Source organism: Rhizobium sp. KNZ2-6A (assembly GCF_056755475.1).
The window spans coordinates 47,960-74,533 of record NZ_JBNDIC010000013.1 but is presented as its reverse complement, the minus strand read 5'-3'; the positions used below and the strand labels follow the sequence as shown (position 1 = coordinate 74,533).

Sequence of the window (26,574 nt, the reverse complement as noted above, 5' to 3'; positions counted from 1 at the left end):
GGCGCACCCTACGCCTTTGCAACTGAAGTTTTCTTAGAAGCCTTCTTTACCGCCGGTTTGACGATCACCCCATCGGCGGCTGCTACGGCGGCGACCGCCTGCTTGCGTTTTGTCTTGAGTTTAGCCTTGCCTTCAACAGCGATCGCGACACTTTCGTCGAGCGCGATGCGCTCACCGCTCGCCCGTTCCCAGTGTTCGATATCGCGTCCCAAGGGATGACCTTCCTCCTCCCAGATGGCATATGCGCGCTTCTTGATCCATTCATCCCGAGATTCCAACATCTGCTGTTCTCCGTTCGCATCATTGAACATGGTTTTGATGAACAATGCCCGTTCTTGAAACGCGGGCTTACACGCCTCCCCCGAGCAGCCAAAACGCCATGACCTTTAAAATGCCTGGCTCGTTTTCTTCGGTCTCGGCTCTCGAACCGCAGTGGCGCTTCAAACAAGAAACAAGGTTACCGTGCGGGACGGTAGCGAAGCAGCCGAAGCACCCTAAGTATGAGGGCGGCAGCAACGGTCTTCAATTAAAAATATCTAATACGATGAGTTTTAGCACCATAATCGACCAAAGATCTTTGATCGCAAACCCGCTCATTGCAGCTTTTGCGGGCAAAGATATACTCGCGCCATGATCGACCTGGTGGATGCCCATTGGGGCCAAATTCTCGCTGTCCTGTCCATCGCGTTGGGGGCAGCCGCCGCGATCCATGCGGCAATGACCAAAGAGGATGTTCGCGCGGCGATCGGCTGGGTCGGTGTCGTCATCCTGTCGCCCATCATCGGCGCCGCGCTCTATGCTTTCGCGGGCATCAATCGCATCCGCCGTGCCTCGCTCAGTTCACAGCGAGACGCACTCTTTCGCAAGGATGCGAATGGAGAACTCTCCAGCTTCGATGCCGAAGACGACCAGGTGCGGCGGCTTTTCGGCGAGCGTTTCGGCTCGATGAAAACACTCGGCGACCGCGTCGTCCGCTATACGATGAGCACCGGCAACACGGTCGAAATGCTGACCAGCGGCGATGCTGCCTATGCGGCGATGAAAGCAGCGATAGACGGCGCCGAACGCAGCATCCTGATGGAAACCTACATCTTCGATCGCGATCCGATCGGGCTGCGCATCGCCGATGCCCTGATCGCCGCCGCCAAACGCGGTGTCGGCGTGCGCGTGCTGATCGACGCCGTCGGCGCCCGCTATTCGGTGCCGAGCATCATGGGCTATCTCAGCCAGGGCGGCGTCGATGTCGACGTCTTCAACGGCAATGTCATCATGGGCCTCAGACTGCCCTACGCCAATCTGCGCACCCACCGCAAGATTCTAAGCATCGACGGGCGGATCGCCTTTACCGGCGGCATGAATATCCGCCAGGGATTCACGCGTGAATTCGCCCATGACCATTGCGCCCGCGACATGCATTTCTGCGTGACAGGCCCGGCGGTTGCCGATCTTTTCAATACGGCCGCCGAGGACTGGCGCTTTACGACCGGCGAGGTTCTGAGCGGTCAGGAATGGCGGATTGCGGCGCCCTCCAACGAGCCGGGAGCGCCGGTCTTCATGCGGGTGGTCGCCTCCGGTCCAGACCGCAGCGTCGAGACCAACCACAAGATGCTCATCGGCGCCTTGTCGGTGGCGCATAAATCGATCCGCATCATGTCGCCCTATTTCCTGCCGGATCGGGAGCTGATCAGCGCGCTGGTCACGGCAGCCCGGCGCGGCGTCGAGGTCGACATCGTCGTGCCGACTGCCAACAATCTCGTACTTGTCGACCGCGCCATGACGGCGCAGTTCGACCAGATGCTGAAGAACTATTGCCGCATCTGGCGCGCCGAAGGCCCGTTCAATCATTCCAAGCTGCTGGCGATTGATGGCGTCTGGGCCTATGTCGGCTCCTCCAATCTCGATCCCCGCTCCCTACGGCTCAATTTCGAGGTGGATCTCGAGGTGCTCGATCGCGGTTTTGCCGACACGATCGATGCCCATATCGGCGCGATCCTGGAAACGGCGCGCCCGGTCGATCTCGAAAGACTCCGATCACGGCCCTTTGTCGTCAGGCTCATCGAGAAGGTTCTCTGGCTCGGTTCGCCCTATCTCTGACGGTCGAGCCCCACGGACAATCTGCCCCTGTCGCAGCCTTTTTACATGACAAGGCCAATCGTCGCTTCTTATACTCCCGTGCATATGCCCGACATGGTCTGATCAAGGAACGGTCGACGGATAGATGAAAAAGAAAAAAGAAAGTCTCCGTGAGAGCATTCTGGAAAGCCTGAAGAGCCGAAAGAAATCGCGCCCCAAGCCGACCGGCAAGCCGGATCGCCCTGAGGGCACGCTGATCGCCTCCTACAATGTCCATAAATGCGTCGGCGCCGACCGGCGGTTCGATCCGGAGAGAACGAGCCGGGTCATTCATGAAATCGATGCCGACGTCATTGGCCTGCAGGAAGCCGATACGCGTTTCGGGGAACGCACGGGCATTCTCGATCTACGCCGGCTCGAACGCGAGACCGGGCTTATCCCGGTGCCCGTCGCCGGCGTTGCCAAGGCACATGGCTGGCATGGCAATGTCGTTCTTTTCAAGCAGGGCACGGTGCGCGACGTGCACCAGATAAGCCTGCCGGGGCTGGAGCCGCGCGGCGCCCTGATTGCCGAACTGGAACTGGCGCGCGGCGGAAGCCTCAGGATCATTGCCGCGCATCTCGGCCTGCTGCACCGATCGCGAGCCCAGCAGACCCGCCTGATCGTCGACCTGATGAGCGACGGCGGCGAAGTGCCGACCATCCTGCTCGGCGACCTCAACGAGTGGCGGCTGGGCGACCGCTCATCGCTCAACACCTTCCAGGCCGCCTTCGGCCCGCTTCCTCCCGCTGTTCCGAGCTTTCCCTCGACGCTGCCGCTTCTGGCGCTCGATCGTATCATGGCGAACCGCCGCGGCATGATCTCGGCGGTCGAGGTGCATGACTCGCCGCTGGCCCGCGTTGCTTCCGATCACCTGCCCATCAAAGCCGTCATCAGCCTGGAAACTCTAGAGAGAGAAGCCGAGGCACGGTCGCAGACCGCCTAAAACGGGCCGCGCAAAAGTGTGCAGCACCTCGGCGACAACGACATGCGCAAAATCAAAATCTAAGGCGCGAGAAGCGATCCGAAAGATCGCGATGCGCTTTGGACATCATCGATATGCTTCATATTGACTTCGCATATATAGGTGATGACTGCCGGAAAATGATCTTATACCCTGTCCGTCGAAAAGACCGATCCCGGAGACAATCATGCTGAAAACTCTATTGCTGACTGGCGCCGCAGGCGGCGTCGGCCAGGCAATCAGGCCGCTTCTGTCGCAAATCGCCGAGAGCGTCGTGTTGTCCGATCTGGCGCCGATAACCGATCTGCATCCGAACGAGCGTTTCGTTGCCTGCGACCTTGCCGATCGCGACGGCGTCGACGCCATGGTTAAGGGTGTCGACGGCATCATCCATCTTGGCGGCATCTCGGTGGAGAAGCCCTTCGACCTGATCCTGCAGGGCAATATCGTCGGTCTCTACAATCTCTACGAGGCGGCGCGCGCCGCCGGCAGACCGCGCATCGTCTTTGCGAGCTCCAACCACACGATCGGCTTCTATCGCCGGGACGAGCGGATCGACAACAAGGTGCCGACCCGGCCGGATTCGCTCTATGGTGTGTCCAAGGTGTTCGGCGAAGCGGTCGCGAGCCTCTACTTTGACAAATTCGGCCAGGAAACACTCTCGGTGCGCATAGGCTCCTGCTTCCCCGAACCGCGCAATACGCGCATGCTCGCCACCTGGTTCAGCATCAGGGATTTTCTCTCCCTTTGCGGCTGCGCTTTCGACGCCCCCAGGCTCGGGCACACGATCGTCTACGGCGCCTCCGACAATGACGAACAATGGTGGGACAACGGTAACGCTGCCTTCCTCGGCTGGAAGCCACGCGATAGCGCAGCACCTTGGCGGGCCGAAATCCTGTCGAAAGCGCCCCCGGAGGATCCCACCGATCCGACCGTCATCTACCAGGGCGGTGGCTTCGCCTCGGCCGCCCATCCCGAGGACTGATCCTCAGGCAATTCCAGGAAATGCGCTGCGGTTTCCTGGAATTGCTGGAGAACTACGAGATGGAGCGGCTCGGAGATTCCGAGAAAAGCTGAACTGCTTTAGTCGCCGTTGCGAAACAGCTTCCAGCGTGTCGGCCTGAAGGCGATGCGGTTGCGATCCAAGGCATCCGCCTTGTTCGGCGGCAGTTCGATCTCGATAGGATCGTGCTCTGCACCGATATTGATCTCAAGATGACGAGTGCCTGCCACACGCCTGCTGGCAACGAGCAGGCCCGCGATCGCGCCGCCATCCCCGTCACGCAACTCGATGTCGTGGGGGCGGAAATACAGATGGGCTTCGCCATCGGGCTCGTGCGGCGTGCTGAGTCCGAGCGGTTTGTCATCGAACCAGACCTCACCGCTGGTGATGCGCACCTTCAGGCGATTGGATTGGCCGATGAAGCTATAGACGAAAGGAGAATTCGGCGTGTCGTAAATCTCGTCCGGCGTTCCGACCTGCTCGATTGCACCCTTGTTGAGCACGACCACGCGGTCGGCGAGCTCCAGCGCCTCTTCCTGGTCATGGGTCACGAACACGGTGGTATGGCCGGTCCGGTCATGGATTTCCCGCAGCCACTTGCGCAAGTCCTTGCGGACCTGCGCGTCGAGAGCGCCGAAGGGCTCGTCCAGAAGCAAAACGTTCGGCTCGACCGCCATGGCGCGCGCCAGTGCCACGCGCTGGCGCTGACCGCCGGAAAGCTGGGCCGGATAGCGCTTCTCCAGCCCGTTCAGCTGCACCAACTCCAACAGCTCCACGGCACGCCGGCGAATTTCATCGCGCGGCGGGCGACGCGATGCAGAGCGGACTTTCAGGCCGAAAGAAATATTATCAATCACAGTCATGTGCCGAAACAGCGCGTAGTGCTGAAACACGAAGCCGATATTGCGCTGCTGCACCGTCTTTCGCGATGCATCCTCGTCGCCGAAGAAGATCTGCCCCTCCGTCGGGGTTTCCAATCCGGCAATCAGGCGCAGCAGCGTCGTCTTGCCGGAGCCCGATGGGCCAAGAAGCGCAATCAGCTCGCTCGAGCGGATATCCAGGGACACATCATGCAATGCGGGAAAGCGACCGAATTCCTTGCGCAGGTTTTGAACGCGAACTTCCATCAAGAATTCCTTCAGTGACGCCGGCTGGCTGCGATCTCTTCGCTATAGCGCATTTCCAGCAGCGTCTTCAGTATAAGTGTGACAAGGGCAAGCAGGGCGAGAAGCGTGGCAACCGCGAATGCCCCCGAGAAATTATATTCGTTATAGAGAATCTCGACCTGCAGCGGCATGGTGTTGGTTTCGCCGCGGATGTGACCCGAAACGACCGAAACGGCTCCGAACTCCCCCATGGCGCGGGCATTGCAGAGCAGCACGCCGTAAAGCAGGCCCCATTTGATGTTCGGCAGCGTGACATACCAAAAGGTCTGCCAGCCGTTGGCGCCGAGCGAGAGTGCCGCCTCCTCATCCGCGGTGCCCTGCTCCTGCATCAGCGGGATCAGTTCGCGCGCAACGAAAGGAAAGGTGACGAACATCGTCGCCAGCACGAGCCCCGGCACGGCAAACAGGATCTGTATGCCATGGCTCTGCAGCCAGGGGCCGAGCGTGCTGTTCGAACTGAACAACAGCACGAAGACCAGGCCCGATATAACCGGAGAAACGGAAAACGGCAGATCGATCAGCGTCGTCAGGAAGGCCTTGCCCTTGAATTCGAACTTGGCGATCGCCCATGCGGCGGCGATGCCGCAGACAAGGTTCAGCGGCACGCTGATGCCCGCAACGATCAAGGTGAGCCGGATGGCCGCGAAGGTCTCCTCGTCGACCAGAGCCCCAAAGAAGGTCTCGACCCCTTTACGGAAAGCCTCGACGAAGACGGCGGCCAGAGGCAGGAGCACCATCAACGTCAGAAAGACGAGCGAAATCAATATGAAGATGATGCGCGCGACCCGGCTTTCGGTGATGACGGAATGACCCGTTTCGACAGGGGCAGAAAGATCATGCGCCATAGCCATATCTCCTTCTGCTCCACGACTGGATGAGATTGATGATCAAAAGCATGGTGAAGGAAATGAACAGCATCAGCGTCGCGATCGCCGTCGCCGCGGCATAATTATATTCCTCCAGGCGAATGACGATGAGCAGCGGTGCGATTTCCGAGACATAGGGTCTGTTTCCGGCGATGAAGATGACCGATCCGTACTCGCCGGCCGCGCGTGCAAAGGCCAGAGCAAAGCCGGTCAGCGCCGCAGGCGCCAGGCCCGGCAGCAGTACGCGCGTGATCGTCTGAAAGCGGTTCGCCCCAAGGGTTGCCGCCGCCTCCTCGACCTCACGGTCGATCTCCTCCATGACGGGCTGCGCCGTGCGAACGACGAAGGGCAGGCCGACGAAAATCAGTGCGATGACGATGCCGACCGGGGTAAAGGCGATCTTGATGCCGAGCGGTGTCAGGAACTGGCCGATCCAGCCATTCGGCGCATAGAGCGTCGTCAAGGCAATGCCGGCCACCGCCGTCGGCAAGGCGAATGGCAGATCGACCATGGCATCGAGGATGCGTTTGCCCGGAAAGCGATAACGCACCAGCACCCAGGCGAGGATGAGCCCAAGCACGGCATTGACGAGCGCGGCGATGAAAGCGCCGCCAAAGCTCATGCGCAGCGCATAGAGCGTACGCGTATCGAGAGCCAAGGCCCAGAATTTTTCCCAGCCGAGAAAACTGCTCTTCCACAGCAATCCCGACAACGGAATGAGAACGATGAAGATGAGCCAAGCCAAGGTAACGCCGAGCGCCAATCCGAAGCCCGGAATGACGCTCGGCTGCCGTAACCGCCACCGTTTGCGGGTTATAGAATGCATTCAGTCTTATTGTCCCGGCTTGTAGATCTGATCGAAGACGCCCCCGTCAGCGAAGAATTTCGGCTGAGCTTTAGACCATCCGCCGAAATCGTCAATGGTTGCCAGTTTCAGGGTCGGGAAACGCGCGACGTCCTTGGGATCGGCCGCTTCCGGCTTGATCGGCCGGTAATAGTGCTTGGCGGCGATCTTCTGACCTTCATCCGAGTACAGATAGTTGAGATAGGCTTCCGCGACCTTGCGCGTGCCCTTGGTGTCGACATTGCCATCGACGATGGCAACCGGCGGATCGGCGCGGATCGAGACGGAAGGTGTCACGATCTCGAATTTGTCGGGACCGAGCTCATCGAGCGAGAGATAGGCTTCATTTTCCCAGGCGAGCAGAACATCACCGAGGCCACGCTGCACGAAGGTCGTCGTCGCGCCGCGCGCACCGGTATCGAGAACCGGGACATGCTTCAGGAGCTGCGCGACATAGTCCTGCGCCTTGGCATCATCGCCACCATTGGCCTGCTTGGCCCAGGCCCAGGCCGCCAGGATATTCCAGCGGGCACCACCCGACGTCTTCGGGTTCGGCGTGATGACTTCGACGCCGTCCTTGACCAGATCCGCCCAGTCCTTGATGCCCTTGGGATTGCCCTTGCGCACCAGGAAAACAATGGTCGAGGTGTAGGGAACGGAATTGTTCGGGAACTTGGTCTTCCAGTCGGCCGGGATCTTGTGCGTCGCCTTGGCGATCGCGTCGATATCGCCTTCAAGCGCCAGCGTCACGACATCGGCGTCGAGACCGTCGATGACCGAACGGGCCTGCGCGCCGGAACCGCCATGCGAAGCCTTGATGTTGATGGTTTCGCCCGTATCCTTCTTCCACTTGGAAGCAAAAGCCGCGTTGAAATCCTTATACAATTCACGCGTCGGATCGTAGGAAACATTGAGAAACGTCTTATCCGCCGCCCAGGTCGGCGCGACGGCCGCGACCGAAAAACTGCCGATCAGAACTGCTGTGGCGAGAAGCCGGGAAAGCTTTATCGTCTGCATGGATGCACCCCCTTCGTTTGTCCTTAAACCCTACCAACTTGGTCGTATAAAGTAACGAAGACCGTTCCCGTTTTAGGTAACTCCGGAGAACAGCATCCCATAGAATCTCAAAAAGTGAAATCACATTCCCGAACAGGAAACAGCGCGCCATCCAAGCGTCCTCAGGCGATGGAGTCGGACATAAAGACCGAATAGAGCTCGTCGGCGCTCTTGGCCTGCCGCATTGCCGTCAGCACGCCTTCCGTCCGCAGCCGCCTAGCGATCGCGGCAAGTACGTTCAGATAGTCGCTCCGGCCGCCCTCACCGAAAAGCAGCACGAATGCCCATTCCGTCGGGATATCGTCTATAGCCTCGAAATCGACGGCATGGGCAAAGCGCACCATCAATCCACGCGGTCTGGTCATGCCGGCAATGGCGGCATGCGGAACGGCAACGCCATTGCCGATGCCTGTGGTGCCCAGCCTCTCGCGAGCCTCCAGCACCCGCAGAACCATTGCCTCATCCAGGCCGAAGCAACTGGCCGCCTTCAATGACAGCATCTGCAGCGCCCGCCATTTGGTCGGCGCCGCCAATCCGACAAAAACGTGTTCGGGAAGAATGATCGTGGAAAGGTCCATGGTCGCACTCAGGGTCGAGCAATCGGTCGTTCGATTGTCATCGTTGCGAGATCGAGGTGAAAACACCTCGACAACGGAATAGAGGTACTGACGACATCATCAATCCGGCTCGCGCAGGCGATAGCCGACGCCCGTCTCGGTAGTGATATAGTGCGGCTGATCGGGAATCTCCTCGATCTTCTGCCGGAGCTGGCGGACATAGACGCGCAGGTACTGGACATCGGCCGCCGGCCCCCAGATCTGCTTCAGCAGGAACTGATGCGTCAGCACCTTGCCGGCATGCTGGGCAAGCACGCGCAGGATATCGTATTCCTTCGGCGACAGCTTGATTTCCTTGCCATCCACCTTGACGATGCGCTTGACGAGATCGATGGAGAGGCCGCCGGTCTGGAATATTGCTTTTTCGCCCTGCTGCTGCAGGCGATGGCGTAGTGCCACGCGAATGCGGGCGGCAAGTTCATTGACGCCGAAAGGCTTGGTCACGTAATCATCGGCGCCGCTTTCGAGCGCCTTGACAATACCCGCCTCGTCCGTGCGACTCGACAGAATGACGACCGGGATCTGCACGCCATCCTCGCGCCATTCCAAAAGCAGATCCTGGCCGGATTTGTCGGGCAAGCCGAGATCGAGCACGATCAGATCCGGTTGATCCTCGGCGACCGATGCCTGAGCCGACGCGGCGCTCTGCGCCTCGTTGACGACATAGCCCTGGGCACCGAGACCGACGCGCAGCAATTTGCGGATCGGCGGCTCGTCGTCGACGACGAGAATCTTGACGGCAGTGGTGTTCATTTCAGGTCATCCAGCTTCGGGACATCTGTTGGTTTCGGCAGGCGGATGGTGAAGACAGCCCCTTGCCGATCCGTTCTGTTGCCAGCGGCAATCGTGCCCCCCATCGCCTCGATGAAACCGCGGCAGATGGAAAGGCCAAGGCCGGTTCCGGCACGCACCTGATCGCCCTTGCGCACGCGGTAGAACGTATCGAAGACGCGTTCGAGGTCGGCAGGCGGAATGCCCAAACCTTCGTCCATGACCCTGAAGACGATATTGTCGATATCGGCCCAGGCCTCGAGGCGGATGGCCGATCCTTCCGGTGCGTATTTGGCGGCGTTGTCGAGCAGGTTGAAGAGCACCTGCTCGAACAGGACCGGATCGACCTTCACCATCGGCAGATCGACGGGCATCTGCACGTCGAGGCGGTGATGAGCCAGGATTTTTTCGGCCCGCCGCAACGCGCTGCCGACGATATCGCCGCCATAATGCAGCGCATAATTCGGCTCCATGGCACCGGACTCGATCTTGGTCATATCGAGCAGATTGGCGATGAAACGGTTGAGGCGTTCGGATTCATCGATGACGGTCGACAGGAGATCGACCCGGTCCTCGTTCGGCAACGTCTCCAGATAATCGCGCAAGGTTCCCGCCGCACCGAGGATGGCGGCAAGCGGCGTCTTCAGGTCATGGGAAATGGATGTCAGCAACGCGGAGCGCAGCCGATCCGCCTCCACGGCCAACTTCGCACGGTCGACATCGGCCACCAGCTGCACCCGCTCGATGGCAAGCGCTGCCTGATCGGCCAGGGCATCGAGCAGCCGCTGCTGCTCGGGCGTCAGAAGCGGGCCATCGCGACGATCGCTGTCCAAGCCGATGACGCCAACGGCGGTTCGGCCTGTGCGGAGCGGAACGTAAAGGCGCTTGGCACCGGGCAAGGTATCGGCGCCGCGGCCCGCTGCATGATTGTGCTCCCAGGCCCAGCGCGCCGCGGCGATATCGGCATCATCGAGCGTATCGTCAGGCGGATAGCCGGCCCTGACGGCGATCGTGCCATGCTCCGGCAGAAGCAGCACGACCCGCAGCTTCAGCATCGAGGCCAGTTGAAAGGCCGTTGCCCAAAGAACATCGTCGAGCGTGCCGGTGCCGGCGAGCTTTTTGGAGAAGAGATAGAGATCCTCGGTCGTTCGCGCCCGCTGCCGCGCCGCCACCGCCTGTCGTTGCACCGTCGCGGTCAGATTGCTGGCGATCACCGCGACGCCCAAGAAAAAGAAGAAGGCGAGCACGCTTTCCGGATCGCTGATCGTCAGCGTATAGCGCGGCGGCAGGAAGAAGAAATTGAAGGCGAGCGCGCCGAGAAAACAGGAATAAAGTGCCGGACGCAGGCCTTGCGTGACCGCGCTCGCCAGCACCGCCATCAGGAAGACGAGCGCCAGGTTTCGCACATCCAGCACCTGATCGAGGATGACGCAGAAACCGAGCGCGATGGCGACATAGAGCGTTGCCAGAATATAGCCGCGCAGCTGAAAGGGCGGAGGCGAAGGCGCGACCTTGACGCCGCGGCTAGCCGCCTGACCATCCGCTTCGCTGCCGGAAATGACGTGGACGCTGATGTCTCCGGCCTTGCGGATGAGATCATAGGAAACCGAACGGCGGGACCAATCGCGCCAGGAACCAATCTTCGGCGAACCGATGACGATGTGGGTCACATTATTGCTCGCCGAATGGCGAAGCAGTTCCTCCGCCACCTCGCGGCCCGGAAGGGTAATTGCCTCGCCGCCGAGCTGTTCGGCAAGCCTGAGCGTTGCGGCAATCGTGTCGCGCTGCACCTCCGTCAGACCGATCGAGCGGTTGGTTTCGACATAGACGGCAGCCCAGGGGGCGCGTAGGCGCGACGCCATGCGTGCGGCATAGCGGACAAGCGATGCTGAGCGCGGATGATGATCGATGGAGACGAGAACACGCTCGCCGGCAGCCCAAGGACCGGGGATCGCATGCGCCTGCATATGGGTCAGGAGCTGGTCGTCGACGCGCTGTGCGGTCCGCCGCAGCGCCAGTTCGCGAAGCGCAGTCAGGTTGCCGGGCGTGAAATAGTTGGTCAGTGCCCGCTCGGCCGTCTTCGACACATAGACCTTGCCGTCATGCAGCCGCTTGATGAGATCGTCCGGCGTCAAGTCGATGATCTCGACATCGTCGGCAAGATCGATGATGGAATCGGGCACGGTCTCGCGCACACGGATGCGGGTGATCTGGGAGACGACGTCGTTCAGGCTTTCGACATGCTGGATATTCAGCGTCGTGTAGACGTCGATCCCGCGCTCGAGAAGCTCCTTGACGTCGAGATAGCGCTTCGGATGCCGGCTGCCATGCGCATTGGTGTGGGCAAGTTCGTCGACGAGCACCAGTTCGGGACGGCGCTTCAAGATCGCGTCGAGATCCATTTCCTCGAGCGCGCGCCCCTTGTAATCGACATTGATGCGCGGAATGATCTCGAACCCGTCGAGCAAGGCCTGCGTCTCGCGGCGGCCGTGCGTCTCGACCACGCCGACGACGACATCGACACCGTCGGCTATCTTCGCCCTACCGGACATCAGCATCTCGTAGGTCTTGCCGACACCGGGCGCCGCACCCAGGAAAACCTTCAACCGTCCGCGTGTCTCTGCCCGCGCCTTTTCGAGAAGCGCATCGGGGGAAGGCCTGCTCAACATGTCGCGGCTTTCATCTGCCATTCGCGGGTCGTCTTTCCTGATAAGGTTGAGACGGCACTAACCGCCTCAACCTCTTCAACTCATTGAGTCATAGAAGCATCGAGCGCCTGGTTCAATGCCAGCACATTGACCACAGGCTCACCGAGAACGCCGAGCTCTCGCGGCTCGATGGCGGCGTCGACGAGCGACTTGACCTTGGCCTCATCCATGTTGCGGGCCTTGGCCACGCGCGGCACCTGGAAATAGGCGTCATCCGGCGAGATGTCAGGATCGAGGCCGCTGCCCGATGTGGTCACCATATCGATCGGAACTGGCACGTTCGGATTCTGAGCCTGCAGCGTTGCGGCATCGCCCTTGATGCGTGTCATCAGAGCCGAATTGGTCGGACCGAGATTGGAACCACCGGAATTGGCGGCATTATAGGGTGCGGAAACCGATTTGGTCGGGTCATTCGGGTCGGCGCCTGATGTGGCCGACGGGCGACCGTGGAAATATTTATCCGCCGTGAAATTCTGGCCGATCAGGCTGGAGCCGATCACCTTGCCGTCCTTCTCCACCAGGCTGCCATTGGCCTGATGGGGAAAGAGCGTCTGGGCGACACCCGTCATGGCAAGCGGATAGGCAAGGCCGGTCAGGACGGTCGTGGCGACGATCATGACGATCGCGGGTCTGATTTGTTTCAACATGAGAGAAGCTCCTTAGGCGAGGCCGATGGCGGTGATCGCCATGTCGATGGCCTTGATGCCGATGAAGGGAACGATGATGCCGCCGAGGCCGTAGATCAGCAGGTTGCGGCTGAGCAGCGCGCCGGCGCCGATCGGCCGGTAGCGAACACCCTTCAGCGACAGCGGGATCAGTGCGACGATGATGAGCGCGTTGAAGATGATCGCCGAGAGGATGGCGCTTTGCGGTGTGGCCAGCCCCATGATGTTCAGCATCTTCAGCTGCGGATAGAAGGCGATGAACATTGCCGGGATGATGGCGAAATATTTCGCGATATCGTTGGCGATGGAGAAGGTCGTCAGCGCGCCGCGGGTCATCAGCAGTTGCTTGCCGATCTCGACGATCTCGATGAGCTTCGTCGGGTCGCTGTCGAGATCGACCATGTTGCCGGCTTCGCGGGCAGCGACGGTGCCGGTGTTCATGGCCACGCCGACATCGGCCTGGGCAAGTGCCGGCGCGTCATTCGTGCCGTCACCGCACATGGCGACGAGCTTGCCCTGCGCCTGCTCCTGGCGCATCAGCGCCAGCTTCATTTCAGGCGTTGCCTGGGCAAGGAAATCGTCGACGCCGGCTTCTGCGGCGATGGCGGCCGCCGTCAGCGGGTTGTCGCCCGTGATCATCACGGTGCGGATACCCATGCGGCGCAGTTCCGCAAAGCGTTCGCGGATGCCGCCCTTGACGATGTCCTTCAGATGGATGACGCCAAGCAGGCGGCCATCACGCGCGACGGCAAGTGGCGTACCGCCCGCCTTGGCGATCTCGTCAGCGATCACCTGCAGCTCGCGCAGCGTTTCGCTTGATGTGCGCGACATGACGGCGGTGCCTTCATGGCTGCCATTGGCAGCACCTTCGACATAGGTGACGACAGCATCGACGGCACCCTTGCGGATCGAGGAGCCTTCGAGATCGACGCCGCTCATGCGGGTCTGGGCGGTGAAGGGAACGAAGGTCGCCTTCAGGCTCGTCATGTCGCGGCCGCGGATCGCATATTTCTCCTTGGCAAGCACGACGATCGAGCGTCCCTCAGGCGTCTCGTCGGCAAGCGAAGCAAGCTGTGCTGCATCGGCGAGATCCTGCTCGCTGATGCCACGGACCGGGCGGAACGCGGTCGCTTGACGGTTGCCAAGCGTGATCGTGCCGGTTTTGTCGAGAAGCAGCGTGTCGACGTCGCCGGCGGCTTCGACGGCGCGGCCCGACATGGCGAGCACGTTGAAGCGCACCAGACGGTCCATGCCGGCAATACCGATTGCCGAGAGCAGAGCGCCGATGGTGGTCGGGATCAGCGTCACGAAGAGCGCGACGAGCACGACCGTCTGGATCGAACCACCGGCATAGGCGGCAAAGCTCGGGATGGTGACGGTCGCCAGCACGAAGATCAGCGTCATGCCGGCCAGCAGGATGTTGAGCGCGATTTCGTTCGGCGTCTTCTGCCGTTCGGCACCTTCGACCAGCGCGATCATGCGGTCGATGAAGGTCGAGCCGGCGGCAGCCGTGATGCGCACGCGGATTTCATCCGACAGAACCTGCGTGCCGCCGGTCACGGCCGAACGGTCGCCACCCGATTCACGGATGACCGGCGCCGATTCACCGGTGATCGCGGCTTCGTTGACGGAAGCGACGCCTTCGATAACTTCGCCATCAGACGGGATGATATCGCCGGCTTCGACCAGAACGACGTCACCGACCTTCAGGCTGGTGCCAGGCACCATCTTGTAGTCGGTGCGGCTGTCGCCGGTCAGAAGTTTGGCTTGCGTTTCAGTGCGCGACTTGCGCAGCGAATCCGCCTGTGCCTTGCCGCGGCCTTCGGCTACGGCTTCGGCGAAATTGGCAAACAGCACCGTGAACCACAGCCAGATATTGATCTGCAGCGAGAAGCCGAGATTGCCGCCGCCTGTGATGAGGTCGCGCAGGAAGAGGACGGTGGTCAGCATCGAAACGACGGCGACCACGAACATGACGGGGTTCTTGGCGAGCGTGCGCGGGTTCAACTTCTTGAACGAAGCGCCGATCGCCGGAACGAGGATGCGAGAATCCAGAATACTCGCTGATTTTAACTGGCTCATAAGAGGCTCCAGCGTGAAGAGGAAAACGTCAGATCGGAACGCAGCCGATCAGCCGATCAAAAATCCGAAGACGACAAGGCCGAGGAACAGGGCAACCATCGCCAGCAAAATGGCGTCGGAAGCGCAGGTTATTCCGGCCGGGCCACGCCCCCTGTCGAAGGGGCGTGGATCGATGACTTTTCGAAGCTTGCCTAGAAGCGGTTGGCTCATGGCCGTCATTCCTTAAAAGGTCTGGCCCGCGATCATCGCCAGGTGTTCGACGATCGGTCCGAGCGCCAGCGCCGGGAAGAAGGTCAGGCCGCCGACGATGAGGATCGTGCCGACTAGTAAGCCGACGAAAAGCGGGCCATCCGTCGGGAAGGTGCCGGCCGAAGCGGGAACCGTCTTCTTGCTGATCAGGGAACCGGCAATCGCAAGGGCCGGAACGATGACCAGGAAGCGGCCGATCAGCATGACGATACCGAGCGTGATATTGTACCAGGAGGTATTGCCGGTCAGGCCGGCGAACGCCGAGCCGTTGTTTGCCGCGGCCGAACTGTAGGCATAGAGGATTTCCGAGAAGCCGTGCGGGCCTGCATTGGCGATCGAAGCGACGGCGGAGGGCAATACCACGGAGATCGCCGTGAAGATCAGCATGCCGGCGGGCAGGCAAAGCACGGCAAGCATTGCCATCTTCACTTCCTTGGCCTCGATCTTCTTGCCGAGATATTCCGGCGTGCGCCCGACCATCAGGCCGGCAACGAAGATGGCGATGACGACGAACATCAGGATGCCGTAGAAACCGGCGCCGACGCCGCCGACGATGACTTCGCCGAGCTGCAGGTTGATGAGGGGGATCAGGCCGCCGATCGCCGTGAAGCTGTCGAGCATGCCGTTGACCGCGCCGCAGGATGCAGCGGTGGTGATGACGGCGAAGAGCGACGAGGCGGCAATCCCGAAGCGGACTTCCTTGCCTTCCATGTTGCCGCCCTGGATGCCGAGCGCATGAACGAGCGGGTTGCCTGCCGCTTCAGCCCAATAGGTGACGATCACGCCGGCGATGAACAGCGTGCCCATCGCAGCCAAGATCGCCCAGCCCTGCCGTTGGCTGCCGACCATGCGGCCGAAGACGTTGGTGAGCGCCGCACCGATGGCGAAGATCGCCAGCATCTGCAGGAGGTTGGAGATGGCATCCGGGTTTTCGAACGGATGCGCCGAGTTGGCGTTGAAGAAGCCGCCGCCATTCGTGCCGAGCATCTTGATGGCAAGCTGCGAGGCAACGGGACCGACGGCAATCGTCTGCTGTGCACCTTCGAGCGTCGTTGCGTTGACATAGGGGCCGAGCGTCTGCGGGACGCCGAGATAGACGAATACAATCGTCAGGATGATGCAGATCGGCAGCAGGACATAGAGCGTGGCTCGTGTCATATCGACCCAGAAGTTGCCGATCGCCTTACCCGAAGCGCGCGCAAATGCGCGGATCAGCGCAATGGCGATGGCGATGCCGGTTGCCGCGGAAACGAAGTTCTGCACGGTGAGGCCGGCCATCTGCACGAGATAGGACATGGTGCTTTCGCCGCCGTAGTTCTGCCAATTGGTATTGGTGACGAAGCTGGTCGCTGTGTTGAAGGACAGTTCCGGTCCGACCGCGCTCATGTCGGCCGGATTATACGGCAAGCCGCCCTGCAGTCGCTGCAGCGCGTAGAGAGCGAGAAAGCCGGCAAGGCTGAACAGCAGCATGGAGACCGAATAGGTCGTCCAGTGCTGCTCTTCGCGCTCGTTCGTGCCGGCCAGACGATAAAGCCCCCGTTCCACAGGACGGAGGACGAAAGAGAGGAAGGTGCGCTCGCCGGTAAAGACACGTGTCATGTAACCGCCGAGCGGTTTGACGAGCAGGAGTAGGATCCCGATGTAAAGGAGGATCTGAAGCCATCCGTTGAAGGTCATGGAGGTAACTTTCCCTATCCAGCGCTGTCAGAAGCGCTCGGGACGAATAAGAGCATAGACCAGGTAGACCGTGAGAAAGATCGTCACGCCGCCACCGAGAACGTAATCGAGAAGCATTGCCGTCTCTCCGACTAGAGGCTGTCGCAGGCCTTGGTATAAGCGACACAAAGGAGGAAGAATAAAACGCCGATCCCGACAAGAATGATGTCCATCATCGATCGCGAGTCCTTGATTGTTATTGTTGAATGCAGAAATAAAGGAGGGCGCTTCACACGAAAGCGCTTGTTTTCATTCTGCCTGGGGAAGAGCACTTCAGGTGTATCTTCGCCATACAATATGCGACCGAACCGCATTAAGGTTCGAGACGGACGGATAGGAGAAGATATAAAAATCTTATAAATGCCCACGGGGTTGCCGAGACGAGCGGAGATGTTCCCGCATCGCGCTTGATGCCGCTTCCCAGCAGTGATTTAGTCGACGGACACGGGTCGAGTTTTTACGGCCACGTCCTACGACTATACGACCGCCAGACAAAGAAATGCGAGCCAGTGACCACCAGCATCAGACATATCGCCAAGCTCGCAGGAACATCGGTCTCGTCAGTCTCACGCGTGCTGAACAATAGCGGCTATGCCTCTCCGGAACTGCGTGAGCGTGTGGAGGCTGCCATCCGTACGCTCAACTATACGCCGAGCAAGGGCGCTCGCATGCTTCGCGGCGCCCCGAGCCGGATGATCGGACTGATGCTGCCATCGATCGACGTGCCCTTCTTCGGCATCCTCGCCCATGCCATCGAACAGGACCTGTTCCGGCGCGGCTATCAGACGTTGATCTGCAGCACGGCGGAAAACATGGATCACGAGGCGCGCTACATTTCCATGCTGCTGTCCCAGCGCGTCGACGGCGTCATCGTGGCTAGCGCCTTCGGCAGCACCGAGCATTTCGAAGCGCTGCGCGACGCGCAGATCCCGATCGTCGCCATCGACCGCGAGCTCACCGGAATTGCCGATGATGCCGTCATGGCCGATCATGAGGAGGGCGGGCGTTTGATGGCCCGCCATCTGATCAGCCTCGGCCATCGGCTGATCGGCATTGTCGGCGCGCCTGCGCACAGCCAGCCCGTCCAGCTTCGCCTTCGCGGCATCGCGGCGGAAATGGCCGAGAGCGGTATAGCGCCCGCGGTCGTGTCCATGGCCGAGGAGCATAGCTTCGCGGCGACCTATCCGCTCGCGAGGGAATTGGTGGCCTCCCGCCCCGAGGTGACGGCCATCATCGGGACGACCGATATTTCGGCGATCGCCGCAATTCATGCCGTTCAGGATCATGGCTTTTCCGTACCACGCGACTATTCGGTCATCGGCTTCGACGATTTGCCGGAGGCGGCCTATGTCTTTCCGCGGCTGACGACCGTCGCCCAGCCGATCCGTAGTGTCGGCGAACAGGCAGTTCGGCGATTGGAGTTTCTGATCGAAGAGCAACAGACTGACCGGGAGCCCCGGACGGACGCCATCGTCAAAATCCCCGTCACCTTGATCGAGCGCGATTCCACCGGCCCGGCTCGCAAATGAATGCACACCGCCTTCGGTCGGCATTCACGGCCGGACGATGACCTTGATCTCGCCGGCCAATGGCACGTTGCCGACCACACTCGCGACCTCTTCGAGGCTTATGGTCTTCGTGACAAGCGAATCCAGCTCCAGAATACCACTCGCCACCATGGCCGCAGCCCGGGAATGGGTGAAGGGATTGAGATAGGCCGGCCTGATTTCGACTTCATTGACGAGCAGATCGAACGGCAGAATGGGCACTTCGAGCCCCGCCGGCGTCACTCCGAACAGCACGAAGGCACCGCCGCGTCGCGCCATCCGCACGCCGGTCCGCAGCGTTTCTGGGACTCCGGCGCATTCTATGACGACATCCACGCCGCCATCGATCGCGTCCTTGACGGCGGCAACCGCATCCGCCGCCGTCGGGTCGAGGGCCAGCGTCGCCCCCAGCCGCAACGCCGCCTCGCGCCGCGACAGCTGTCTCGTGATCAGGATGATCTGGTCGGCACCGGCGAGGCGGGCCAGCTGCACCATCAGCAGGCCGATCACGCCGCCGCCCAATATGGCGACGCTGTCGCCGGGGCTGATATTCGCCTTGTCGATGGCATGGAGGCAGCAGGCGAGCGGCTCGCAAAAGGCGCCATGGACAGGATCGAGATCGGGAGGCAGCGTGAACGCCTGGCCGCAGGGAACCGCGACATATTCGGCAAAGCCGCCGTCCCGCGTCACCCCGATGGCCTTCAGATTGGCGCAGAGATTCGGCCGCCCGCGCCGGCAGGCGGGGCAAGTGCCGCAGGCGATATTCGGGTCCACCGTCACGAGCTCACCGCCCATGAAGGACGAAACGCCCTCGCCCACCTCCTCCACGAGGCCGCAGAATTCATGGCCCAATGCCACCGGCATGGCCGTCGGATACTCACCCTTGTACATATGCCGGTCTGATCCGCAGATGCCGGCGGCCAGAACCCGGACGATGATATCCCCCGATCCAGCGCTCGGCTTTTCCACAATGCGCATGGCCATGGATCCGATCGATTCCAAACGGACTGCCCTCATTCTCCTCCTCCGAGCATAAGGTTCAATGTCTTGATCCTATCGCGCCACTCCCGTCGGCACCATAGCATCCAATCATACGCGTTGCCGTTCCGTAGCTGGCACATCAAGCACATGCATGCTGCATCGTCTTCACATCCTTGAGAAGCGTTGCCATGTCTGCTATGCCGTCCGTCGCGGTCGCACCTCCCAGGCAACGGGCAGCGGTGGCATGGGCGGCGGCGCAGATGCGCTCGACGGGCCAGTTCTCATGAAGGCCGTAGAGCACGGCGGCGCAGAAGGCATCGCCGGCACCGACGGTACTGACGATTTCAGCCGGATCGATCGATCGCGATCTGGAAATAGTAGGCGGGCACCCCGGCGTAAACCAGAAGCAGATCTCCGGGGCATGAATGATCGCGCCCTTGGCGACGCCTGCCGCCAGCAGCCGCTCACCGGCAGTCAGAAGTGCGGAATCGATCAACTCGCCCTTCGTGTCGCGCACGGTCACGCCGGTTGCCCGCCCCGCCTCGAATTCATTGATGACGAGGAAATCGCAGTATGGCAGGGCCGCGCCGACCTTCGCCGCGAACTCTGGATCCTCGCTGGAGACGAAATCGACGCAGGTGGTGAGGCCGGCATTGCGCGCGGCCTCCAGCAGGCGCGATGCCCCGGATCGCCCATCCGCGTCGATCGTGTCGAGACCGGGCAACAGCATGAGATAGCCGAGATAGAACAGCCGGTAACCGGCATCCGCAAAGACGGAAGGTGAGACGAGTGCATCCGTCACCGCATCATTGGCGCCGCCATGATAGAAGAAGGTGCGGTTCTGCCCCGGCACATTCATGACATGCGTGTGCGCCGTCGCGCGGTCGGGAAGTTCACGCAGGCCGCTTGTATCGATGCCGGCGCTCTGAAGCCGCGCCCTGACGATCTCTCCATCGATATCCGCGCCGATGCAGCCAGCAGCGGCGAGCTTTCCGGGAAAGCCGAGCGAGGCAAGGTCGGTGACGACGTTGGCGGCCCCTCCCCCAACGCCCACATCCTGATGCAGGATATGGGCAAGATTACCCTGCTCTGGCCAATAGGACAGCGTGTGCACGCGGTCGACAATGAAATTGCCAGCGCAGACAATGCCTCCCTTATCCTTTTTCTCGCCGCCTCGAACCTCCTCCCCGGTCCGCATCAGCCACCTGCCTCGTTCCAGAGGGGTCTGAGAGGCGGCTCATCCTCCTCGATCGCCGCGAAGCGGCCAATCGGCTCCAGAAAGTAATTATCGCTGTTATCGTCATTGACCTGGCTGACTTCGCCGACGAACACCGGCCCACCGCCCTTTCGGCCGTAGAAGTGATGATAGAGCCCGGTGCGGATCGTCACGCTCTGGCCGGGAGAGAGAACCAACGGCTCCCAGGCGGCAAGCTTCCTCGGCAAGCCATCGACCGGAACGACCAAATCGTCCTTCAGTACATTGCCTCCGGCATCGGTCGCGGCGAATTCGATCACGAGATCGCCGCCGGCCCTGTTGATGATGTCCTCCATCTTGGCTTGATGGCGATGGGTCGGCGTCACCTGCCCTTCCTCGACGAAAAGCAGCTTCTCGGCATAGCTGCGCTCGCCCTCTACACCGACGATGCCGTTGCGCAGGCAAAAGAGCACGAGACCGCATTCGGCAAACCGGCCGGAGCCAAAATCGGTGACGTCCCATCCGAGCTGATGGCTACGCAGATAGCGCGCCGCTTCCTGATTGGCGGCGAAATCCGCCGCAGTCCAGTAGCCCCATTCCGGCAGAGACCATCGCCAATGGTCTAAGGTTTTGCTTGCGCGCTGCAGCGCTTCATTGATCTCGGAACGCTTCATCGGGCAGACGCTCCCTGATAGTCGACCGGCACGACGATATTCTCGCGACCGGATTTCAGTGCCGCCGTCAGCACCGCGTGGTGCGCCTGCGCTTCCTCCGGCGTCGCACAGGCAAAGCCATTGGCGTTTCCGCCTGCCAGCTCGTCGACGAAAGCGGCCCACATCTGTTGGATGGCATCGGCGAAGCCGAACTCGAAGATCTTGCCGGTGATCGCCGGGAAGAGCGAGCCGTATCCAAGATCCTCGGTGCTCCAGGCCTGCGCGCCGCCACTATAATCCATCCACTGCCATTGCCGTGGCGACTTGGTGGTGAAGAAGGCGCTCTTCTTCATGCCGAGGATGCGAATGTACCAGGTGTTGGCTTCGCCCGGCGCGATGCGCCAGGTCTTCAGCACCATCGGGAAATCCTGATCTTTCGTCTGCACGCGGGCGCTGATCGTTGCATTGTCCCATGTCGTGCACGGCACCATGCCGCCCTTGCCGTCCGGTCGCTCGGTGATCTTCTTGACCAGCTGCGCATGCAGGGTCTGCGGGCGCCAGCCGAGCCGCAAGGGCACATGCAGCACATGCATGCCGAGATCACCCATGCAGCCATAGTCGCCGTTGATATCGGCCATGCGCTTCCAGTTGATCGGCTTTTGCCTGTCTATGTCGGAGGAATGCAGGAAGCCAGCCTCGACTTCGAGGATATCGCCCATCTCGCCACTCTCAGCGAGCGCGATGACCTTTTGCGCTCCCGGAAAGAACGGCATTTCCGATGAGCAGCGGACCAGAAGCTTCGGGTTTTCGGCCAAAACCGCCATGATCTCGCGGTTCTGCGCCGCATCCATTCCGAACGGCTTTTCGCCGAGCAAATGCTTTCCGGCCTTGAGGATATCCACATAGAATTGCTGATGGAGCACATGCGGCACGGCGCAATAGACCGCGTCGACATCCGGATTGGCGAGCAGTTCCTTATAATCCTTGGTAAACTGCCGGACCGACGGCACGTTGTCCATGAACCAGTCGAGAAGTGCGGCATTGGTATCGCAGACGGCAACGATTTCGGGCCGCGCCCTGGTATCGGCAAGATGCAGCCAGCGGGCGGCGGCACTTGCGAATTCGCGCCCCATCAGGCCGCAGCCGATAACGCCGAAACGGAATACTCTCTTCATGTTTCCTCCTCCCCAGGATGCGTCAGGCGAGATGCCTGGAGGCGTCTTCGACGGAGCTCTCCTCATGGACGATCGCCATCAGCGCGCGCGTCATGCCAGCCGGATTGTTGTGCTGGATGACGTTGCGGCCATAGACGATGCCACGGGCGCCCTGCTCCATCAGTTGCTTGGTGCGTGAAAGGATTTCCCGATCCGACACGCGGCCGCCGCCGCGCACCAGCACGGGTAAGCCTTGGGCGATCTCGATGACGCGATGATACTCCTGCACATTATCGCAAGGATCCGCCTTGATAATATCGGCGCCGAGTTCGGCGGCCTGCCGCACCAGCGGCAGGATCTTGTCGATCGCACCATCGACCATATAGGCGCCCTTGGAATTATCCTGCATGACGAGTGGCTCGACCATCAGCGGCATGCCATAGATCTCGCACTCACGCTTCAGGCTGTTCACGTTGCGCACGCAGGCGCGGTAGACCTCCGGTTGGTCAGGCAGCATCAAAAGATTGACGACGACGCAGGCGGCATCGAGCGCCACTGCCTGCTCCACACCTCGGTCGATCATCTCGGAAAACAGTGCCGAGGGCAGCGGATTGCCGTAGATATTGGCGATGTCAGTCCGCAACACGAGTGCCGGACGATGTTTGCCGGGGATCGCCTGTAGGATGGGGGCAGTTCCTGGCGGAAGCTGAATGGCATCCGGTGCGGCATCGGCAATGACCTTGATGGCCGTCCGCATATCCTCGATGCCGGCCAGAAAGGTCTGTTCATTGAACATGCCATGATCGATAGCGACATCGAAGCAATTTCCGGACACGCCGAACAGGCGGTTGAGCCGCGCGGATTTCATCTATTTCCTCCCGATGTGGTAACGTTTCCACATCGGAACATTATAGGACAGACTTGGCGAGTCAAGGCGGCTGCCGCATCGTCTTCGACACCCGCTCGACTTCTTCAGGTTTTAAGGAGTAAGGGCTATCAGTTTCTGAATATGACTAGCCGCCCTCGATCCCTCGCGGGGCGGCTCTCTGCGGGAGCAGCGTGGATTAATGCAGCTCCGTCCCCTGGATCGCTGAAAGCGTCCATTCGGCGCCAGGCTTGCGTACGAAGGTCCAGAGTTCGGTCGTCTCGGAAGGATTGCGATCGTCGCCGTCGACGAGCTTTCCTGTCGCGCGATCGACCAGGGCGTCGATGCTCGAATAATGCATCGCAAGCGTTGCATATTCGGCATTATTCTCGCGCCAGGCCTCGGCAATATCGCCCTGCAGCAGGCGGACGTCGGAAACGCTGTTGCGCACGCCATTGGTCGCGTTTTCCCCAAGCTCTTCCGCCAGGTAGGACATCGCCTCCGGCGTGGTCAGCCGGCGCAGCGTCGCATAGTCTTCCTTGCCGTAGGCCGACTGGATTTCGGTGAGGAGATGCTCGAAGCGATCGAGATCGGCCTGCTGCAGCCCGATCTCGTCATTGGCTTGACGCGCCTTCTGCGCGGCCGCCGCTCCGCCGCCGACGGATGGGAAGGAGAAAGAGGGACGCTGCGATGCGCTCGCATTGTTCATCGAGTTCATGTTGTAAGACGTGCCCGATCCCGGCGCTGCATATTGCGTGCGCTGGCGGTTTGCGAAGAACCGCATGGCAAAGCTGATGAGCAGCACGATCAGGCCGATCTGCAGCAGCATGCCGAGGAAGCCGATGCCGCCGCCGAAACCATGGCCGAGTAGCATGCCGAGAAGGCCGCCGGCAATCAGGCCGCCGATCATCGACCCGCCGAAGCCGCCGAAAAGACCTGGACGCTGGGGCGCGCCAAGCGGCGGCTGGGTCGTCGTCTGCTGCGGCGGTCGCTGCGTCATCGTCCGGTCAATGGGTGCTGCCTGCGTGGGCGCTGTCCTCGTGATGGCCGGCGTATCGAAGGTACGCGTCCCGCGGCTTCCGAATCCGCTGGATCCAGCGCGACGCGCATCGGCAGCGTCAAAGGTCGCTACGGACGAAGCGGCGGCAAGGACGACGATGGCTGCGATCTTGGCAAAACGCGGTATTGCACTGAACATTGGCTCTCCTGTCATAGGGCAGAAAGACTAATCCGCTCCTATATGGGAATGGCGGTTCGCGATTGTAAGGTGCGATTTTAAGTTGGTGCAGCTTGAAAACTTCAATCCTGAGCATGCCGATCAAGCGAGCATGCGGATGACTGGCCGCAACCTGCGGAGACGCCCCTAATCTTCATCCGCGCCTTCGATCAGCCCGTCATAGACTTCCATCAGCGCATTGGTGATCGCCTGCCCGAGCGCATTGCCGGCCGCGCGGACATCATCATCCGTGCCATCCCGTGCCGCTCGTGCCAGTTCAAAGCCCTCATCGCTGATGATCTGCTTGGCGACCTCGATGGCCCAAAGCCCGAAATCGCCACGATTGTCTACCTTGATCTCGTGTTCCATTGCCTGTCCCATTCATTCATCATGAGCAAGCCTCTATAGGCCATCCTTGCGAAAAACCAGCCTCGATTACGCCGCTATAGCCCGGATCCGCACGGCGAAAAGACGCGCTAGAGCCTCCCGATTCTGACCTTTCCAGCAGATTCGCAGGCGCTCCGGAGGCCGCCAACCGCTCTCCCGCCGACTGCCCGGCTCGCTCTTCGACTGGAAAATCACCCGCGCAAAGCGTCCGAAATGGCTCCGATACGTCGGAAATTGTGGAAATGCAGGCATTCTCGGCCTTTCCGGGCAGGACTCCAGGTGACAATAGGCACCGGCAATGGAAATGATTCCGGCGTCACCAATGCGGGGGAAGCCTCATGACCACTACTAATGAAATCGCAGATCAGATTGCCGCAGAGCATAAGCTCACCAAAGTTCAGAGCAAGGCGATCGTAGAAGCCGTCTTTGCAGCCATCACCGGAGCCGCCACCTCCGGCGCCGAAACCTCGATTCCGGGTTTCGGCAAGTTCAAGGTCAAGGACACGCCGGAGCGCGAAGCACGCAATCCGGGAACGGGGGCAACCATCAAGGTTGCCGCATCGAAGAAGCTTGCCTTCACGCCGGCCAAGGCGCTGAAGGATGCACTCAACAAGTAATGCCGATCCGGGCCGTCAAAGCCCGATGGATTCCATGGCCGACCCTATCCGCTAGGGTCGGCCATTTGTGTTTTCAAACGAAGGCGAATGCAGCTGCGTGACCGCGAGGCTGGCGCGACACCATCAGCTCTCACTCCATTACAGCCGCGCTGGGCACAAGACTCAGAAATTCCAGTCTTCGTCCTCGGTGGCGACAGCCTTGCCGATGACATAGGACGAGCCGGAGCCGGAGAAGAAGTCGTGGTTCTCGTCCGCATTCGGCGAGAGTGCGGAAAGAATGGCCGGATTGACCCTGCAGGCCTCGGAGGGGAAAAGCGCTTCGTAGCCGAGATTCATCAGCGCCTTGTTGGCGTTGTAGTGCAGGAACTTCTTGACGTCCTCGGTCAGGCCGACGCCGTCATAGAGCGCTTCGGTATATCTGGCTTCGTTGTCATAAAGCTCCAGCAGAAGATCGAAGGCGAAATCCTTGATTTCCTGCCGCCGCTCTTCCGAAAGCCGTTCGAGGCCGCGCTGGAACTTGTAGCCGATATAGTAGCCATGCACGGCTTCGTCGCGGATGATGAGGCGGATCATATCGGCCGTATTGGTGAGCTTGGCGCGGCTCGACCAGAACATCGGCAGATAGAAGCCCGAATAGAACAGGAAGCTTTCGAGGAAGACGCTCGCGACCTTCTTCTTCAAGGGATCGTCGGAGGAATATTGCTCCATGATCAGCGCCGACTTGCGCTGCAGGAATTCGTTCTCCTCCGACCAGCGGTAGGCATCATCGACGTCGGGCGTCAGGCAGAGTGTCGAAAAGATCGACGAATAGGAGCGCGCATGCACGGCTTCCATGAAGGAGATGTTCGACAGCACCGCCTCTTCATGCGGCGTGACGGCATCGGCCATCAGCTTGACGGCGCCGACGCCGTTCTGGATCGTGTCGAGCAGCGTCAAGCCGGTGAAGACGCGGATGGTGAGCTGCTGCTCCTCCGGCTTCAGGGTGGCCCAGGACTGAATATCGTTCGAGAGCGGCACCTTTTCCGGCAGCCAGAAATTGCCGGTCAGACGATTCCACACTTCGAGATCCTTGTCATCCTCGATGCGGTTCCAGTTGATGGCGCGAACGCGGCTTGCCGGTTTGATTTGCATATTCATTGT

General features: G+C 60.8%; 26 protein-coding genes. 5 read left to right on the top strand and 21 right to left on the bottom strand.

Annotated elements, in window-relative coordinates; translation table 11 throughout:
* Positions 1 to 8 precede the first annotated feature (8 nt).
* Complete coding sequence (locus tag ACPYOP_RS11635) at positions 9 to 281, bottom strand: DUF2934 domain-containing protein (protein ID WP_481410605.1); 273 nt, start codon at positions 279 to 281, stop codon at positions 9 to 11.
* A 349-nt stretch (positions 282 to 630) separates the two neighbouring features.
* Here ACPYOP_RS11635 and ACPYOP_RS11630 point away from each other — a divergent pair, with 349 nt between their 5' ends.
* From ACPYOP_RS11630 to ACPYOP_RS11620, 3 genes are all read left to right on the top strand, one after another.
* Positions 631 to 2,094, top strand: a complete 1,464-nt coding sequence (locus tag ACPYOP_RS11630; RefSeq protein ID WP_481410541.1) for a phospholipase D-like domain-containing protein — start codon at positions 631 to 633, stop codon at positions 2,092 to 2,094.
* A 124-nt stretch (positions 2,095 to 2,218) separates the two neighbouring features.
* Positions 2,219 to 3,058 (top strand): endonuclease/exonuclease/phosphatase family protein, encoded by an 840-nt coding sequence (locus ACPYOP_RS11625; protein WP_481410540.1) that lies wholly within the window; start codon positions 2,219 to 2,221, stop codon positions 3,056 to 3,058.
* A gap of 205 nt (positions 3,059 to 3,263) precedes the next feature.
* On the top strand, positions 3,264 to 4,061 hold the full coding sequence (locus ACPYOP_RS11620; RefSeq protein ID WP_481410539.1) for an NAD-dependent epimerase/dehydratase family protein: 798 nt from the start codon (positions 3,264 to 3,266) through the stop codon (positions 4,059 to 4,061).
* A 98-nt stretch (positions 4,062 to 4,159) separates the two neighbouring features.
* On the opposite strand, the gene ACPYOP_RS11615 is transcribed toward ACPYOP_RS11620, so the two are convergent.
* From ACPYOP_RS11615 to kdpF, 12 genes are all read right to left on the bottom strand, one after another.
* Positions 4,160 to 5,206, bottom strand: coding sequence for a sulfate/molybdate ABC transporter ATP-binding protein (locus ACPYOP_RS11615; RefSeq protein WP_481410538.1), 1,047 nt, complete (start codon positions 5,204 to 5,206; stop codon positions 4,160 to 4,162).
* Positions 5,207 to 5,217: 11 nt separating this feature from the next.
* Positions 5,218 to 6,090, bottom strand: a complete 873-nt coding sequence (cysW, locus tag ACPYOP_RS11610; protein WP_481410537.1) for a sulfate ABC transporter permease subunit CysW — start codon at positions 6,088 to 6,090, stop codon at positions 5,218 to 5,220.
* Positions 6,080 to 6,937, bottom strand: coding sequence for a sulfate ABC transporter permease subunit CysT (gene cysT, locus ACPYOP_RS11605; RefSeq protein WP_481410536.1), 858 nt, complete (start codon positions 6,935 to 6,937; stop codon positions 6,080 to 6,082). Before cysT ends, cysW begins: the two co-directional genes overlap by 11 nt.
* Before the next feature lie 6 nt (positions 6,938 to 6,943).
* Complete coding sequence (locus tag ACPYOP_RS11600; RefSeq protein ID WP_481410535.1) at positions 6,944 to 7,972, bottom strand: sulfate ABC transporter substrate-binding protein; 1,029 nt, start codon at positions 7,970 to 7,972, stop codon at positions 6,944 to 6,946.
* A 161-nt stretch (positions 7,973 to 8,133) separates the two neighbouring features.
* Positions 8,134 to 8,589 (bottom strand): PTS sugar transporter subunit IIA, encoded by a 456-nt coding sequence (locus ACPYOP_RS11595; RefSeq protein WP_481410534.1) that lies wholly within the window; start codon positions 8,587 to 8,589, stop codon positions 8,134 to 8,136.
* Positions 8,590 to 8,688: 99 nt separating this feature from the next.
* Positions 8,689 to 9,381: a response regulator gene (locus ACPYOP_RS11590; RefSeq protein ID WP_481410533.1), complete on the bottom strand. Its 693-nt coding sequence runs from the start codon at positions 9,379 to 9,381 to the stop codon at positions 8,689 to 8,691.
* Positions 9,378 to 12,089, bottom strand: a complete 2,712-nt coding sequence (locus ACPYOP_RS11585; RefSeq protein ID WP_481410532.1) for a DUF4118 domain-containing protein — start codon at positions 12,087 to 12,089, stop codon at positions 9,378 to 9,380. The genes ACPYOP_RS11590 and ACPYOP_RS11585 overlap by 4 nt, the downstream gene beginning before the upstream one ends.
* A 59-nt stretch (positions 12,090 to 12,148) precedes the next feature.
* Entirely contained in the window at positions 12,149 to 12,754 is a 606-nt protein-coding gene (locus tag ACPYOP_RS11580; RefSeq protein ID WP_481410531.1) for a K(+)-transporting ATPase subunit C, read from the bottom strand.
* 12 nt (positions 12,755 to 12,766) lie between these two features.
* Positions 12,767 to 14,854 (bottom strand): potassium-transporting ATPase subunit KdpB, encoded by a 2,088-nt coding sequence (gene kdpB / locus ACPYOP_RS11575; protein ID WP_481410530.1) that lies wholly within the window; start codon positions 14,852 to 14,854, stop codon positions 12,767 to 12,769.
* A 48-nt stretch (positions 14,855 to 14,902) separates the two neighbouring features.
* Positions 14,903 to 15,064 carry a hypothetical protein gene (locus ACPYOP_RS11570; protein ID WP_159444778.1) on the bottom strand — a complete coding sequence of 54 codons (162 nt, stop codon included), beginning with the start codon at positions 15,062 to 15,064 and terminating at the stop codon, positions 14,903 to 14,905.
* 12 nt (positions 15,065 to 15,076) lie between these two features.
* On the bottom strand, positions 15,077 to 16,780 hold the full coding sequence (kdpA, locus tag ACPYOP_RS11565) for a potassium-transporting ATPase subunit KdpA (RefSeq protein WP_481410529.1): 1,704 nt from the start codon (positions 16,778 to 16,780) through the stop codon (positions 15,077 to 15,079).
* Positions 16,781 to 16,807: 27 nt separating this feature from the next.
* Positions 16,808 to 16,897, bottom strand: a complete 90-nt coding sequence (gene kdpF / locus ACPYOP_RS11560; protein ID WP_481410528.1) for a K(+)-transporting ATPase subunit F — start codon at positions 16,895 to 16,897, stop codon at positions 16,808 to 16,810.
* Between the two features lie 431 nt (positions 16,898 to 17,328).
* Here kdpF and ACPYOP_RS11555 point away from each other — a divergent pair, with 431 nt between their 5' ends.
* Positions 17,329 to 18,348: a LacI family DNA-binding transcriptional regulator gene (locus tag ACPYOP_RS11555; protein WP_481410527.1), complete on the top strand. Its 1,020-nt coding sequence runs from the start codon at positions 17,329 to 17,331 to the stop codon at positions 18,346 to 18,348.
* Positions 18,349 to 18,372: 24 nt separating this feature from the next.
* On the opposite strand, the gene ACPYOP_RS11550 is transcribed toward ACPYOP_RS11555, so the two are convergent.
* The 7 genes from ACPYOP_RS11550 to ACPYOP_RS11520 form a co-directional block, all read right to left on the bottom strand.
* Complete coding sequence (locus ACPYOP_RS11550; protein WP_481410526.1) at positions 18,373 to 19,383, bottom strand: zinc-dependent alcohol dehydrogenase family protein; 1,011 nt, start codon at positions 19,381 to 19,383, stop codon at positions 18,373 to 18,375.
* Positions 19,384 to 19,486: 103 nt separating this feature from the next.
* Positions 19,487 to 20,545 (bottom strand): carbohydrate kinase family protein, encoded by a 1,059-nt coding sequence (locus ACPYOP_RS11545; protein WP_481410525.1) that lies wholly within the window; start codon positions 20,543 to 20,545, stop codon positions 19,487 to 19,489.
* Positions 20,545 to 21,216, bottom strand: coding sequence for a D-lyxose/D-mannose family sugar isomerase (locus ACPYOP_RS11540; protein ID WP_481410524.1), 672 nt, complete (start codon positions 21,214 to 21,216; stop codon positions 20,545 to 20,547). Before ACPYOP_RS11540 ends, ACPYOP_RS11545 begins: the two co-directional genes overlap by 1 nt.
* The gene (locus ACPYOP_RS11535; protein ID WP_481410523.1) at positions 21,213 to 22,370 is read right to left on the bottom strand and encodes a Gfo/Idh/MocA family protein; all 1,158 of its coding nucleotides are present in this window, start codon (positions 22,368 to 22,370) and stop codon (positions 21,213 to 21,215) included. Before ACPYOP_RS11535 ends, ACPYOP_RS11540 begins: the two co-directional genes overlap by 4 nt.
* Before the next feature lie 22 nt (positions 22,371 to 22,392).
* Positions 22,393 to 23,217, bottom strand: coding sequence for a class I fructose-bisphosphate aldolase (locus ACPYOP_RS11530; RefSeq protein WP_481410522.1), 825 nt, complete (start codon positions 23,215 to 23,217; stop codon positions 22,393 to 22,395).
* Positions 23,218 to 23,413: 196 nt separating this feature from the next.
* The gene (locus ACPYOP_RS11525) at positions 23,414 to 24,412 is read right to left on the bottom strand and encodes a Tim44 domain-containing protein (RefSeq protein WP_481410521.1); all 999 of its coding nucleotides are present in this window, start codon (positions 24,410 to 24,412) and stop codon (positions 23,414 to 23,416) included.
* A 165-nt stretch (positions 24,413 to 24,577) separates the two neighbouring features.
* On the bottom strand, positions 24,578 to 24,799 hold the full coding sequence (locus ACPYOP_RS11520; protein WP_481410604.1) for a hypothetical protein: 222 nt from the start codon (positions 24,797 to 24,799) through the stop codon (positions 24,578 to 24,580).
* Positions 24,800 to 25,155: 356 nt separating this feature from the next.
* Here ACPYOP_RS11520 and ACPYOP_RS11515 point away from each other — a divergent pair, with 356 nt between their 5' ends.
* On the top strand, positions 25,156 to 25,434 hold the full coding sequence (locus ACPYOP_RS11515) for an HU family DNA-binding protein (protein ID WP_149635491.1): 279 nt from the start codon (positions 25,156 to 25,158) through the stop codon (positions 25,432 to 25,434).
* Between the two features lie 162 nt (positions 25,435 to 25,596).
* Here the strand turns inward: ACPYOP_RS11515 and nrdF are convergent, their stop codons facing one another.
* Positions 25,597 to 26,571 carry a class 1b ribonucleoside-diphosphate reductase subunit beta gene (gene nrdF, locus ACPYOP_RS11510; protein ID WP_481410520.1) on the bottom strand — a complete coding sequence of 325 codons (975 nt, stop codon included), beginning with the start codon at positions 26,569 to 26,571 and terminating at the stop codon, positions 25,597 to 25,599.
* Between the last annotated feature and the right edge of the window lie 3 nt (positions 26,572 to 26,574).

Bases quoted from the DNA above. Each gene is read 5' to 3' on its own strand.
- ACPYOP_RS11635 (WP_481410605.1), bottom strand. From the start codon at position 281: ATGTTGGAATCTCGGGATGAATGGATCAAGAAGCGCGCATATGCCATC.
- ACPYOP_RS11630 (WP_481410541.1), top strand. From the start codon at position 631: ATGATCGACCTGGTGGATGCCCATTGGGGCCAAATTCTCGCTGTCCTG.
- ACPYOP_RS11625 (WP_481410540.1), top strand. From the start codon at position 2,219: ATGAAAAAGAAAAAAGAAAGTCTCCGTGAGAGCATTCTGGAAAGCCTG.
- ACPYOP_RS11620 (WP_481410539.1), top strand. From the start codon at position 3,264: ATGCTGAAAACTCTATTGCTGACTGGCGCCGCAGGCGGCGTCGGCCAG.
- ACPYOP_RS11615 (WP_481410538.1), bottom strand. From the start codon at position 5,206: ATGGAAGTTCGCGTTCAAAACCTGCGCAAGGAATTCGGTCGCTTTCCC.
- cysW (WP_481410537.1), bottom strand. From the start codon at position 6,090: ATGGCGCATGATCTTTCTGCCCCTGTCGAAACGGGTCATTCCGTCATC.
- cysT (WP_481410536.1), bottom strand. From the start codon at position 6,937: ATGCATTCTATAACCCGCAAACGGTGGCGGTTACGGCAGCCGAGCGTC.
- ACPYOP_RS11600 (WP_481410535.1), bottom strand. From the start codon at position 7,972: ATGCAGACGATAAAGCTTTCCCGGCTTCTCGCCACAGCAGTTCTGATC.
- ACPYOP_RS11595 (WP_481410534.1), bottom strand. From the start codon at position 8,589: ATGGACCTTTCCACGATCATTCTTCCCGAACACGTTTTTGTCGGATTG.
- ACPYOP_RS11590 (WP_481410533.1), bottom strand. From the start codon at position 9,381: ATGAACACCACTGCCGTCAAGATTCTCGTCGTCGACGACGAGCCGCCG.
- ACPYOP_RS11585 (WP_481410532.1), bottom strand. From the start codon at position 12,089: ATGGCAGATGAAAGCCGCGACATGTTGAGCAGGCCTTCCCCCGATGCG.
- ACPYOP_RS11580 (WP_481410531.1), bottom strand. From the start codon at position 12,754: ATGTTGAAACAAATCAGACCCGCGATCGTCATGATCGTCGCCACGACC.
- kdpB (WP_481410530.1), bottom strand. From the start codon at position 14,854: ATGAGCCAGTTAAAATCAGCGAGTATTCTGGATTCTCGCATCCTCGTT.
- ACPYOP_RS11570 (WP_159444778.1), bottom strand. From the start codon at position 15,064: ATGAGCCAACCGCTTCTAGGCAAGCTTCGAAAAGTCATCGATCCACGC.
- kdpA (WP_481410529.1), bottom strand. From the start codon at position 16,780: ATGACCTTCAACGGATGGCTTCAGATCCTCCTTTACATCGGGATCCTA.
- kdpF (WP_481410528.1), bottom strand. From the start codon at position 16,897: ATGCTTCTCGATTACGTTCTCGGTGGCGGCGTGACGATCTTTCTCACG.
- ACPYOP_RS11550 (WP_481410526.1), bottom strand. From the start codon at position 19,383: ATGAGGGCAGTCCGTTTGGAATCGATCGGATCCATGGCCATGCGCATT.
- ACPYOP_RS11545 (WP_481410525.1), bottom strand. From the start codon at position 20,545: ATGCGGACCGGGGAGGAGGTTCGAGGCGGCGAGAAAAAGGATAAGGGA.
- ACPYOP_RS11540 (WP_481410524.1), bottom strand. From the start codon at position 21,216: ATGAAGCGTTCCGAGATCAATGAAGCGCTGCAGCGCGCAAGCAAAACC.
- ACPYOP_RS11535 (WP_481410523.1), bottom strand. From the start codon at position 22,370: ATGAAGAGAGTATTCCGTTTCGGCGTTATCGGCTGCGGCCTGATGGGG.
- ACPYOP_RS11530 (WP_481410522.1), bottom strand. From the start codon at position 23,217: ATGAAATCCGCGCGGCTCAACCGCCTGTTCGGCGTGTCCGGAAATTGC.
- ACPYOP_RS11525 (WP_481410521.1), bottom strand. From the start codon at position 24,412: ATGTTCAGTGCAATACCGCGTTTTGCCAAGATCGCAGCCATCGTCGTC.
- ACPYOP_RS11520 (WP_481410604.1), bottom strand. From the start codon at position 24,799: ATGGAACACGAGATCAAGGTAGACAATCGTGGCGATTTCGGGCTTTGG.
- ACPYOP_RS11515 (WP_149635491.1), top strand. From the start codon at position 25,156: ATGACCACTACTAATGAAATCGCAGATCAGATTGCCGCAGAGCATAAG.
- nrdF (WP_481410520.1), bottom strand. From the start codon at position 26,571: ATGAATATGCAAATCAAACCGGCAAGCCGCGTTCGCGCCATCAACTGG.